Raw genomic sequence first — 11074 nt, forward strand, 5'->3', positions numbered from 1 at the left:
CAGAGGCTAGAGCAAGGGGCGTCCGATCGCCTTGCGCGGGATCAAGCGGCGGGGAATTGCGGACGGGGCCGGGCCCCGTCCGATACGCGGTATTTCAGGCCAGCAGCTTGACGATCGCCGGCACCGACAGCACGGCGGTGTAATAGCCCATGAACTGCACGCCGGTGTTGAAGCCGAACAGGCGCGACAGCAGGCCGCCGAACAGGCCCATGGTGAGGATCACGAGCAGGCCCAGGAACTGGCCTTCCCAGACGCTGATGACGATGATCAGGCCGACGAAGGTGGCGATGATGGCCTCGTGGCTGACCTTGCGCGACACGAACAGCGCGGCGCGGCGCGCAAAGTTCATGGCGAACGGATAGGACACCACCGCGGCCAGCAATACCGCCAGCATGCCGTAGCCCAGGAACTCCCAGTGGTTCAGCAGGTTGTGCAGATTGTTGGTCTGGCCGGTGGCGGCGTCCACCGTGAAGCGCGGCGGCGCGTTGAACAGGGGCGCCGCGGGGCCGGCGGCCACCGGACTGAGCGGCAGGCCGAAGGCGATCAGCGGAATCAGCGCCTCGGCGATGTAGGTGGCCTCGGTGACGCCGTTGCGCGCGCTCAGCACGGTGGTCAGGCGGTGATAGGCATGCTTGACGCGCGAGCCCACCAGCTCGCCCAGCACCACGGTCATGGCCACGGGGCTGAACACGAAGGTGGCGCTGGAGACCGCGGCCGTGGCCAGCGTCCAGCGGGTCTGCGTGCGGTCCATGACCTTCAGCGGGTTGGGGAAGTAGCCCGACCAGCCTTTCACGTCCGGCGCCAGCGAGAAGGTGCGTACCTTGTCGCGCAGCATGCGCGAGCGCCCCTGCGGCGAGGCCACGCTGAACAGGTCCGCGATCAGCGGCCCGATGGCGATGCCCAGGAAGTAGCTGATGCTCAGCTTGACCCCGTACTTGGCGGTCAGGCTTTGCAGCGCGACGATGAGCACGACGAACGGCGCCAGCAGCGCGACCGCGGCCCAGCGGCCGGCCGAGAAGTAGGCGATGAGCAGCGCCGCGGCCAGGAAGATCCAGGGCGCGAACCGGGTGATGACCGCGCCGAACGGCGCCAGCAGCACCGCGAACAGCACGGCCAGCGGCACCGCCACGAACGCGGCGACGATGGCGCCGGACACCATCTTGCGCAGCGCGATGTGCGGCACGCCCAGCTTGCGCAGCATGTTCGCGTCCTGCAGCAGCGGCGTGGCCATGGTGTCGCCGGGTATGCCCAGCAGCGCCGTGGGCACGGCATGGGTCATGTGCTTGGCCACGGCGCCGGCCAGGAAGAAGGTGAAGACGCCCGCCGGCGGCACGCCCAGCAGCACCACCAGCAGGGTCAGCGGCGCCAGCGTGGTGGTTTCGTCGGTGCCGGACACCAGGCCGATGGCCGCGAACACCACCGCGCCCAGCAGGCCCATGGCGGCCGCCATCATGATTTGTTCGAGTAGCGCGGGATTGCTCATGCCAGCGCCTCCTTGTTCGCGCCCTGCGGCGCTTCGGCGCGCGCGCGCGCATCGGGCGCGGGCGCGGCGGGCTGGGCGAACAGCTCGTACAGGTCCAGCGCCTTGAGTTCGCGCACGGCGGCCTCGGGCAGATCGGCCAGCGTGCCCAGGCCGCCGGGCTGCTCGGCCAGCTCGGCCAGCACTTCGGCGCGCCAGGCTGGGTCCTGGGTGGCGCTGTGTTCGACCACGATGCGCTTGGGCGGGAACAGGCGGGCGCAGATCAGGCCGGCCAGCACGCAGCCCGCCAGCCCGGCCAGCATGGCGTAGGCATGGGCCAGCTCGGGCGAGGCGACGACGCCGCGCAGCCAATGGCTGGCGGCATAGAATCCCGCCACGCTGATGACGATGCCGATGCCGATGGCCCACGCCAGCTGGCGCAGGTCGACCGTGTCGCTCCAGACTTCCGCCAGGCGCGCAGGCGGCGCCGGGGTGTTCGGATTCATGTCTCTCTCCTTGGTTCTTGTCAGGCCGGATGGCCGGGTTTATCGGGGCGCGCGCAATTCCTCCAGCAAGGCGCGCGCGCGGTCGCTGGTTACGTCCCGCAGGGCCGCCATGCGCTTGGCGACGGTGTCGATCTCGGCGCCCGCCGCGCCGGCGGCCAGGGCGATGTTGCGCGCGTGCAGCGCCATGTGGCCGCGCTGGATGCCTTCGGTGGCCAGCGCCCGCAGCGCGCCCAGGTTCTGCGCCAGGCCCACGGCCACGGCGATTTCGCCCAGTTCCTGCGCGCTTTTCACGCCCATGATCTTCAGCGCCAGGCGGGCCAGCGGATGGGTCTTGGTGGCGCCGCCCACCAGGCCCACGGGCATGGGCATTTCGATGGAGCCGACCAGCGCGCCCGCGGCGTCTTTCTCCCAGTGGGTGAGGGAGGTGTAGCGGCCGTCGCGGCTGGCGTAGGCGTGGGCGCCGGCTTCCACCGCCCGCCAGTCGTTGCCGGTGGCGACGATCACGGGGTCGATGCCGTTCATGATGCCCTTGTTGTGCGTGGCCGCGCGGTAGGGATCGACCGCGGCGAAGGTGTAGGCGTCGAGCACGCCTTCGATGATGTCGGCGCCGCTGCGCTCGGCCGTGTCCAGCGCCTGCGGCGTCAGGCGCACGCGGGCGCGCGCCAGGCGCAGGTCGGCCAGGTTGGACAGGATGCGCAGGCGCACGGAGCCGCCGGAAATTTCCTCGATCAGCGGCGCCACGGCCTCGGCCATGGTGTTGACGGCGTTGGCGCCCATCGCGTCGCGCACGTCCACGATCAGGTGCAGCACCAGCATGGGGCCGCGCGGGGTGTCGGGAAATACGTGGACTTCGATGTCCTGGCAGCCGCCGCCCAGCTCGACCAGGGTGCGGTCGCGGCTGTTGGCCAGCGCCACGATGCGCTCGCGTTCGCGCAGCAGCGCCAGCCGCGCGCCCTGCGGATCGCCCAGCCCCAGCACCTGCACCTGGGCGCGCATCAGCGGCCGGGTGCTGGAAGTCTCGAAGCCGCCGCAGGCGCGCGCCAGCTTGGCCATGTAGGACGCGGCGGCCACCACGGACGGCTCCTCGACCGCCATCGGCACCAGCACGTCGCGGCCGTTGACCTGGAAGTTGGCGGCCACGCCCAGCGGCAGTTCGAACGCGGCGATGACGTTCTCTATCATGCCGTCGGCGCGGTCCAGGCCCAGCGCGCCGGGCGCGGCCAGCAGCCGGCGCTCCTCGGCGCTCAGGTCCACGGCGTCGGCCACGGCCGCGAGGCGGTCGGCGGGGGTGAGGGAACGGAAGTTGGGCAGGCGGGAATCGGCCACTTGCGGGGTCTCCATGTATCGGAATCGGGTGGCCAGATTCTAGGTAGACTGTACCGGTATTGAGAGGTACAGTTTCGACAAACAGTGTCATTGCACTGCACCAATTTTCGCATATGTCCGGCAATCTTCCTCCCCTGGCGACGCGCCCGCCGCGCGCCGCGCCCATCGCCGAAAGCCTGGCCCGGCTGATCGGCCAGCAGATCGCCGACGGCGTGTACCGGGCCGGCGACAAGCTGCCGTCGCTGCGCGAGCTGGCGCAATTGCACCGCTACGCGAAGAACACCGTGGTGGTGGCGTTCGAAATGCTGGTCGCGCAGGGCCTGGTGGAGCCGCGCCGGGGTTCCGGCTTCTACGTGCTGGAGACGGGCAGGACGCGCAAGGCCGCCGACGAGGAGCCGGGGCAGCTGAGCCGCGCCATGGACATCGTGTGGCTGATGCGCGAGCAGCTCAAGACCCAGCCCGACGCGGTCGCGGTGGGCGACGGGTTTCCGCCGGTGGAATGGCTGGCCGACATGCGCATGGACCGCTACCACCAGAAGGTGGTGCGCACCGGGCTGGGCGCCTTGTTCCGCTACGGCAGCCGCTTCGGCTATGCGCCGCTGCGCGAAAGCCTGGTGCGCAAGTTGGGAGACGTGGGCATCAATGCGGCGCCGCCGCAACTGGTGCTGACGCACGGCGCGAACGAGGCCATGGACCTGGTGATCCGCTACTTCGTGCCGCAGGACGCGCCGGTGCTGGTCGACAACCCCGGCTATTACCCCCTGTTCGGCAAGCTCAAGCTGGCCGGGGCGCGCATGCTGGGCGTGCCGCGCCTGCCGGACGGTCCGGACATCGCCGCGCTGGAAGCGCTGCTGCAGCGGGAAAAGCCACGCCTGTTCTTCACCCAGTCGCTGGCGCACAACCCCACGGGGTCGGACATCTCGCCGGCCAAGGCGTACCGGGTGCTGCAGCTGGCGGAGCGCCACAACCTGATCCTGGTGGAGAACGATCCGCTGGCGGACTTCAAGCCCACGTCCGCGGTGCGCCTGGCGGCGCTGGACCAGCTGGAGCGCACCATTTACATCGGCAGCTTCTCCAAGTCATTCTCCGCCGCGCTGCGGGTGGGCTTCATCGCCTGCAACGCCGCGCTGGCCAGCGACCTGGCCGACCTCAAGGCGCTGGTGCACGTCAGCAGTTCCGAGTACTGCGAGCGCATGGTGGACGTGATGCTGCGCGACGGGCACTACGAGCGGCATCTGGTCAGGCTGCGCCAGCGCCTGGAAGCCGCCACCGGCCATGCGCTGCAGGTGCTGGATTCGCTGGGCGCCGAGGTCTTCGCCCGGCCCACCAGTTCGCTGTACCTGTGGTCGGCCTTTCCCGGCGTGGACGACACGCTGGCCCTGGCCGCCGAGCTGATGCCGGAAAAGATCATCATGGCGCCGGGGCGGGTGTTCAGCGTGGACCCCACGATCCGATCGCCCTGGGCGCGCTGCAACGTCGGCGCCATCGGCTCGCCGCGTTTCCGGGAGGCGATGGCGCGGCGTGGAGGGTGACGCGCGGGTTGGCGTGGGGCGGGCGTAGGATGGGTGTAGCGCGAGAATACTTAAGCAAGAATTCAACAATTCAACGCGCGTAACCCATCAGGCGGCGCCAGCCGCCGCCTTTCGAGGCAAGAGACAAACCGCCGGCTCTCGCCGGCCGATGGGTTACGCGCGTTCGGAGTCGGAATTCTTACCCGCCGGTTGCCGCGCTACACCCATCCTACGACCCAATATCATGGTTCATGGTTCGACCCGCAGCCACGTGCCCACGCCATGGTTCCACGCAACGCCACCCCTTCAGCGATACTCGAACGTTTCGAACCATTCCCGCATCCGGCTTTCGGCCTGCGCGCTCAAGTGGCGCGCGGCCGGCGAGTCCGGCGTGCTGCGCGCGCCCTGCACGGCGAAGCGCCGCACGCCGCGGCGGGACAGTTCCCGGGCCACGTCCAGCAGCCGGGTCTCGTCGAACCAGTCGGGATGCCAGGTGACGCGGCATTCGAAATCGCGCCGCGCCGACAGCAGCTGGGCCAGGCACGACATGGCGGGACGCTCGGAATCGCGGCGGCCGGTGATGTCGTCGTAGCCGGCGGCGTCGGCCTTGATGTCCAGGCCGACCCAGTCCAGGTGCTGCAGCACGTCGGCCAGGCGCAGCGGATAGATGCCGGCGGTGTGCATGCCGACCTGGTAGCCCATGCGCCGCACGTCGCGGATCATCTGGGCCAGGCGCGGCTCGCTCAGGGGTTCGCCGCCGGAGAATACGACGGCGTCCAGCAGCCCCTTGCGGGTTTCGAGGAAAGCGCGGATGTCATGCCAGTCGTAGCGCGCGGTGCGCGTCTGCAATTCGGTGTTGTGGCAGTAATGGCAGCGCCAGGGGCAGCCGGCGATGAAGACCACGGCGGCCAGCTTGCCGGGCCAGTCCACGGTGGAAAAAGGCACCAGCCCGCCCACCGAATGGGCGTGGCGCGGCAAGGGCTGCAGTACCGGCTGCGGCAAGGCGGCGTAGGCCGGCCTGACGGCCATCCTGCGCGCGGCGGGAGCGGACCCCGGCCCGCAGGCCGGGGCAGGACGCGCGCCCTCAGGCGCGGCGTTCGACGAAGAAGCGGCGTTCATTGAATTCGCCTTGTTTGCCGGTGTTGAAGGACGAAACGGGACGGTGGTAGCCCATCACGCGGGTCCAGATCTCGCAGCGCACGCGCTGGCTGTCGTCCAGCATGGGGGCGGTGGCGGGGGCGATGTCGGGGGTGGTCAGGGTTTGCATAGGGGTTCCTTGGTAGAGGCCAGGGGGATATCCGGCTAGGCCGGGGTGCAGCATGACGATTGCCGGGCGAGCAGCTCGGCATCGCATTTGGGGCAGAACTCGTGGCGTCCCGCCAGATAGCCGTGGTTGGGGCAGATCGAGAAGGTCGGCGTGACGGTGATGTAGGGCAGGCGGAAATTCGACAGCGCGCGGCGCACCAGCTCCTTGCAGGCGCCGGCCGAGGACACGGCCTCGTTCATGTACAGGTGCAGCACGGTGCCGCCGGTGTACTTGCCCTGCAGCGCTTCCTGAAGCTCCAGCGCATGGAAGGGGTCGTCCGTATGCCCCACCGGCAGCTGGCTGGAATTGGTGTAGTAGGGCTGCGCGTCGCTGCCGGCCTGCAGGATGTCGGGATAGCGCTTGCGGTCCTCGCGCGCGAAACGGTAGGTGGTGCCTTCGGCCGGCGTGGCCTCGAGGTTGTACAGGTGGCCGGTCTGTTCCTGGAACTCGGTCATGCGGGCGCGCACGCGGTCCAGCAGCCGGACCGCCATGGCGTGGCCCGGCCCGGTGGTGATGTCGTCCATATCGCCGGTGAAGTTGCGGATCATCTCGTTGATGCCGTTCACCCCCAGCGTGCTGAAGTGGTTGCGCAGCGTGCCCAGGTAGCGGCGGGTGTAGGGATACAGGCCCTGGTCGATGTAGCGCTGCACCACCTTGCGCTTGGTTTCGAGCACGTCGCGCCCCAGCTCCAGCAGGTGGTCCAGGCGCGCCATCAGCTTGCCCTCGTCGCCGCGGCAGGTATAGCCCAGGCGCGCGCAGTTGACCGTGACCACGCCCACCGAGCCGGTCTGCTCGGCCGAGCCGAACAGGCCGTTGCCGCGCTTGAGCAGTTCGCGCAGATCCAGCTGCAGGCGGCAGCACATGGAGCGCACCATGTGCGGCTCCAGGTCGGAATTGAGGAAGTTCTGGAAATAAGGCAGGCCGTAGCGCGCCGTCATTTCGAACAGGCGTTCGGTGTTGGGATGGTCCCAGTCGAAGTCCGGCGTGATGTTGTAGGTGGGGATGGGGAAGGTGAAGACGCGGCCCTTGGCGTCGCCGGCCATCATGACTTCGATATAGGCGCGGTTGATCATGTCCATCTCGGCCTGCAGGTCGCCGTAGGCGAACGGCATTTCCTCGCCGCCCACGTACGGAATCTGTTCGCGCAGGTCGGCAGGGCAGGTCCAGTCGAAGGTCAGGTTGGTGAACGGCGTCTGCGTGCCCCAGCGGCTGGGCACGTTGAGGTTGTAGATCAGCTCCTGCATGGCCTGCTTGACCTGCGCGTAGGTCATGGCGTCGCGGCGGATGAAAGGCGCCATGTAGGTGTCGAACGAGCTGAAGGCCTGCGCGCCGGCCCATTCGTTCTGCAGCGTGCCCAGGAAGTTGACGATCTGGCCGATGGCGGCCGACATGTGGCGCGGCGGCGTGGCCTCGACCTTGCCGGGGATGCCGTTGAAGCCTTCGGTCAGCAGCTGGCGCAGCGACCAGCCGGCGCAATAGCCGCTCAGCATGTCCAGGTCGTGGATGTGGATGTCGCCTTCGCGGGGGGCGCGTCCGGCCTCCGGCGCGAAGACATTGGACAGCCAGTAGTTGGCGGTGACCTTGCCCGCGACGTTCAGGATCAGGCCGCCCAGGCTGTAGCCCTGGTTGGCGTTGGCGTTGACGCGCCAGTCGCGCTGCTCCAGGTATTCCTCCATGGCGCTTTCCACGTCCACCAGGGTGTGGCGCAGCGAGCGCAGGCGGGCGTGCTGCTCGCGGTAGACGATGTAGGCGCGCGCCGTGCGCCAGCGGCCGGCCTGGACCAGGACTTCCTCGACGCGGTTCTGGATGGTTTCGACGCCGGGGCAGGGCTGGTCGGCCAGCGCGTCGATGACGGCGTCGGTCAGCGCCTGCGCGCCCGCGAGGTCCAGTTCCCCGGTGCTCTGGCCGGCCGCGGCGATGGCGTGGGCGATCTTGTCGCGGTCGAACGCCACGACCCGGCCGTCGCGCTTGAGTATGTGCAGGATATGCATGACTGACACCATATGTAGTAGGGTGGTGAAACTCTATCACCACATATGGTGTCGTCGACGTACGCGAGACGCGGGATTTCAGCCCTGCTTGATGCGCGTCAAACGCGTTTTTCGCGCCTTGCGCGGACCGTCAAAAGCCGATTCCGACCCCGGCCAGCGCGATCGCCAGGGCCAGCGCCGCGGTGCGCGCCGCCGGGCGCGGGGCCCACGACAGCATGCCGACCCACAGCAGGGCGCCGGCCGACAGCCAGCCCAGCCAGGCCACCACGCCCACCGTATTGCCCCACAGGCTGACGCAGGGCAGGAGGGCCAGGGCCAGCAGCAGCAGGCCGGCGCCGCGCAGCACGCGGCTGTGTCCGGCCGACGGGTCGCGGCCCCAGACCTGGTCGTAATGGCGCGGCATGGCCAGGCTCAGGCAGGCCATGCCGGAGTAGGTCAGCAGCAGGGCCATGCCGATGGCGTACAGGTCGTTGGAATTCATGCCGCTGCCTCTTCGTTTGCGCGGGGGATGCGCTGCGAGGGCGCCGTAGCGGGCCGGCGCCATAACCGCAGGGCCGCCCAGCCCGATAGTACGCCGAAAGCCAGGGCGCTCAGTTCGACGCCGGCGCTTTCCCAGTCGCCGCGCGCGATCTGCGCGTACAGGTGGTCGCCTACGGCGGCGTACGACATCAGCGGCAGCAGCAGGCACAGCGCCGACAGCAGGCCCAGCTGCATGATCCAGGCGCGGCGCGGGGCGCACAGCCAGGCATGCGGCAGCGTCAGCGCCCAGATCAGGAAGAAGACGCGCAGCTCCCAGGCGGCCCGGTCCTGCAGCGTCACCGGCAGCAGGCGATTGGCCCAGAAATAGCCGACGCAGGCGATGCCCAGCCCGGCCATCGCGGCCACGTTCAGTCCTTCGATCAGGCGGTAGACGCGCGCGGTGGCGGCGCCGAATTCGCCGCCGTGCCGGGCGCGGCGCTTGACCATGAAGAGGATGGCGCCGGTGCCCATCAGGGCCGCGCCGGCCATGCCGCAGATGAAATACAGCCATTGCATGGCCACGCCGCCGAACCTGGCCATGTGCAGGTCGCTCAAGACCTGGCGCGTGCGCGGCGCGGCGCCGCCCAGCACTTCGCCGGCCGGGCGCACGCGCAGCAGTTCGCCGTCGCCCGTGAACTCCGCCATGCCGGTGGTGGCGCTGATGTTGCGCAAGGTGTCTGCCGGCTCGTTCCAGCCGTACACGCCGATGCGCATGGAGCTGTCTTCGGGGTTGCGGATGACGATGGCGCGGGCGGTCTGGCCGATCAGGCTTTCGGCCCGGGCGACGATGGGCTCCAGCGCCGGCACGGCCTGGGCGGCGCCGCTGCGCGCGAGCATCGGCTCGCCTTCCAGTTCGGCCAGATAGGCGCGCAGCGCCTGCGGGCCCTCGCCGTAGGTGGCGGAAACGGGAGCGGGCATGAGCGTCGCGCCGGAAATCACCACGCCGGTGTAGGCGATCATGAACAGAAAGGGCAGGGTCAGCACCGCGCTCGTATTGTGCGCGTCCAGCCACGAGCGCTGGCCCTTGTTGGCGCGGAAGGTGAAGAAATCCTTGAAGATGCGTTTGTGCGTGACCACGCCGGAAATCAGCGCCACCAGCATCGCCATGGTGGCGAAGGCCACGATCCACAGCCCCAGCCCGGCGTCGTGCAGGGTGTAGTGGAAGTCCACGAAGTGCTGGCCGCCCAGCGTGGCGCGGCTTTCGGCCTCGTCGTGGTGCTCGTCCAGTTCGGCGCCGATGACGGGGTCGAGCTCGGCGTCGGCGTAAAGGCCGTTCTGGTCGAACCAGTACACCGTCAGCCCATTGTCGTGGTGGCGGTTGACCGGCCAGATTTCCCACATGCCCGCGCCGGCATGGTTGCGGGCCATGTAGTCCACCGCCAGCCCGAAGCGGTGGGCGCGGTCCACCGGCGCGCCTTGCCGCTCGGCGGCCGAGGCTTCGGCAGCCTGGTGTTCGGGCGTCATCCAATGGGTGATGGGTTCGGAGAACACGGCCAGCGAACCCGTCAGGAAGACGGCGAACAGCAGCCAGGAGAACCACAGGCCGACCCACGTATGGAGCCAGGCCATGGACAGGCGGAAACCGGATTTCAGGGTGAGCCTCTTTCTTGTGACGCCGCCGCGAACCGAGGCGGTCTGATTTTTATTGAGAATAATTCCGATTCTAAACTAAATGGGGCCAGTGTTGTCCGGTCCGGGGCTTTGTATTTTCTGCACCCGGTGCGCGCAGGCGCGGCGTGCGGGGCGGCGCGGGAACGCCGGTTGCTGGGGTCGCGCAGGTCGCCAGGCCGCCGGTACGCGGCGGCGGTGGCGCGACACCACACAGACAGAGGAGCGTCCAATGAAACGCAAAGCCGGAAATGCCGCGCAGATCGAGGAACTGCTGTATCAGGCCCTGGAAACCGAGATCGGGGGATTGAAAATCTACGAGACCGCCGTGACCTGCGCCGTCAATGAAGACCTGAAGCAGGAATGGCAGGACTATCTGGAAGAAACGCGCACCCATCGCCGCGTGCTGCTGACCGTGTTCGAGCAGCTGGGGCTGGACCCCGAGCGCGAGTCGCCGGGCCGCGAGGTCGTGCGCCATATCGGCGAGTCGCTGGTGAAGGCCATGAAGATGGCGATCGCCGCTGGCGACGCCGACGCCGCGCAGCTGGTCGCGACCGAATGCGTGGTGCTGGCCGAGACCAAGGACCACGCCAACTGGACGCTGATCGGCGTGATCGCCGAGCAGCACGGCGGCACCGAGGGCAAGGTGCTCAAACAGGCCTATGACGCGGTGGTCACCGACGAGGAACACCATCTCTATCACACCAAGGGCTGGTCGCGGGAGCTGTGGATCGAAGCCCTGGGCTATCCCGCCGTGCTGCCGCCGCCCGAAGAGGTCAAACAGGTGGAGTCCGCGATCGGCGCATCCCGCGCCGAGCAGTCCCGCGCCAAGATGCTTTAGGAGAACC

Annotated in this window: 10 protein-coding genes; 2 read left to right on the forward strand and 8 right to left on the reverse strand. The window is 68.8% G+C overall.

Features of this window, described 5'->3' with window-relative positions; all coding sequences use genetic code 11:
- Positions 1-94 precede the first annotated feature (94 nt).
- From C1I89_RS01435 to C1I89_RS01445, 3 genes are read right to left on the reverse strand one after another with little or no spacing between them, the layout of a single operon-like run.
- Positions 95-1483 (reverse strand): tripartite tricarboxylate transporter permease, encoded by a 1389-nt coding sequence (locus C1I89_RS01435; RefSeq protein ID WP_102771032.1) that lies wholly within the window; start codon positions 1481-1483, stop codon positions 95-97.
- Positions 1480-1965: a hypothetical protein gene (locus C1I89_RS01440; RefSeq protein ID WP_102771033.1), complete on the reverse strand. Its 486-nt coding sequence runs from the start codon at positions 1963-1965 to the stop codon at positions 1480-1482. The genes C1I89_RS01435 and C1I89_RS01440 overlap by 4 nt, the downstream gene beginning before the upstream one ends.
- A gap of 39 nt (positions 1966-2004) precedes the next feature.
- A complete protein-coding gene (locus tag C1I89_RS01445) occupies positions 2005-3306 on the reverse strand; it encodes a hydroxymethylglutaryl-CoA reductase, degradative (RefSeq protein WP_102771034.1) in 1302 nt (433 codons plus the stop codon).
- 98 nt (positions 3307-3404) lie between these two features.
- On the opposite strand from C1I89_RS01445, the gene C1I89_RS01450 reads away from it, so the two are divergent.
- Positions 3405-4823, forward strand: a complete 1419-nt coding sequence (locus C1I89_RS01450; protein WP_102771035.1) for an aminotransferase-like domain-containing protein — start codon at positions 3405-3407, stop codon at positions 4821-4823.
- 285 nt (positions 4824-5108) lie between these two features.
- Here the strand turns inward: C1I89_RS01450 and C1I89_RS01455 are convergent, their stop codons facing one another.
- From C1I89_RS01455 to C1I89_RS01475, 5 genes are all read right to left on the reverse strand, one after another.
- Complete coding sequence (locus C1I89_RS01455; RefSeq protein WP_102771036.1) at positions 5109-5921, reverse strand: anaerobic ribonucleoside-triphosphate reductase activating protein; 813 nt, start codon at positions 5919-5921, stop codon at positions 5109-5111.
- Entirely contained in the window at positions 5887-6069 is a 183-nt protein-coding gene (nrdD, locus tag C1I89_RS01460; RefSeq protein ID WP_102771037.1) for an anaerobic ribonucleoside-triphosphate reductase, read from the reverse strand. Before nrdD ends, C1I89_RS01455 begins: the two co-directional genes overlap by 35 nt.
- 35 nt (positions 6070-6104) lie before the next feature.
- Complete coding sequence (locus tag C1I89_RS01465) at positions 6105-8099, reverse strand: ribonucleoside triphosphate reductase (protein ID WP_102771038.1); 1995 nt, start codon at positions 8097-8099, stop codon at positions 6105-6107.
- A 130-nt stretch (positions 8100-8229) separates the two neighbouring features.
- Positions 8230-8580, reverse strand: coding sequence for a DUF3325 domain-containing protein (locus tag C1I89_RS01470; RefSeq protein ID WP_102771039.1), 351 nt, complete (start codon positions 8578-8580; stop codon positions 8230-8232).
- Positions 8577-10187: a PepSY-associated TM helix domain-containing protein gene (locus tag C1I89_RS01475; RefSeq protein ID WP_102771040.1), complete on the reverse strand. Its 1611-nt coding sequence runs from the start codon at positions 10185-10187 to the stop codon at positions 8577-8579. The genes C1I89_RS01470 and C1I89_RS01475 overlap by 4 nt, the downstream gene beginning before the upstream one ends.
- A 271-nt stretch (positions 10188-10458) precedes the next feature.
- On the opposite strand from C1I89_RS01475, the gene C1I89_RS01480 reads away from it, so the two are divergent.
- Positions 10459-11067, forward strand: a complete 609-nt coding sequence (locus C1I89_RS01480) for a hypothetical protein (protein ID WP_102771041.1) — start codon at positions 10459-10461, stop codon at positions 11065-11067.
- Positions 11068-11074: the final 7 nt, after the last annotated feature.

Source organism: Achromobacter pulmonis, assembly GCF_002885955.2.
Lineage (GTDB): Bacteria > Pseudomonadota > Gammaproteobacteria > Burkholderiales > Burkholderiaceae_B > Achromobacter > Achromobacter pulmonis_A.

What these genes read in the sequence shown, in the direction of transcription:
- C1I89_RS01455 (WP_102771036.1), bottom strand. Translation starts at nt 5,921, where the DNA reads ATGAACGCCGCTTCTTCGTCGAACGCCGCGCCTGAGGGCGCGCGTCCT.
- C1I89_RS01445 (WP_102771034.1), bottom strand. Translation starts at nt 3,306, where the DNA reads ATGGAGACCCCGCAAGTGGCCGATTCCCGCCTGCCCAACTTCCGTTCC.
- C1I89_RS01450 (WP_102771035.1), top strand. Translation starts at nt 3,405, where the DNA reads ATGTCCGGCAATCTTCCTCCCCTGGCGACGCGCCCGCCGCGCGCCGCG.
- C1I89_RS01470 (WP_102771039.1), bottom strand. Translation starts at nt 8,580, where the DNA reads ATGAATTCCAACGACCTGTACGCCATCGGCATGGCCCTGCTGCTGACC.
- C1I89_RS01475 (WP_102771040.1), bottom strand. Translation starts at nt 10,187, where the DNA reads ATGGCCTGGCTCCATACGTGGGTCGGCCTGTGGTTCTCCTGGCTGCTG.
- nrdD (WP_102771037.1), bottom strand. Translation starts at nt 6,069, where the DNA reads ATGCAAACCCTGACCACCCCCGACATCGCCCCCGCCACCGCCCCCATG.
- C1I89_RS01435 (WP_102771032.1), bottom strand. Translation starts at nt 1,483, where the DNA reads ATGAGCAATCCCGCGCTACTCGAACAAATCATGATGGCGGCCGCCATG.
- C1I89_RS01465 (WP_102771038.1), bottom strand. Translation starts at nt 8,099, where the DNA reads ATGCATATCCTGCACATACTCAAGCGCGACGGCCGGGTCGTGGCGTTC.
- C1I89_RS01480 (WP_102771041.1), top strand. Translation starts at nt 10,459, where the DNA reads ATGAAACGCAAAGCCGGAAATGCCGCGCAGATCGAGGAACTGCTGTAT.
- C1I89_RS01440 (WP_102771033.1), bottom strand. Translation starts at nt 1,965, where the DNA reads ATGAATCCGAACACCCCGGCGCCGCCTGCGCGCCTGGCGGAAGTCTGG.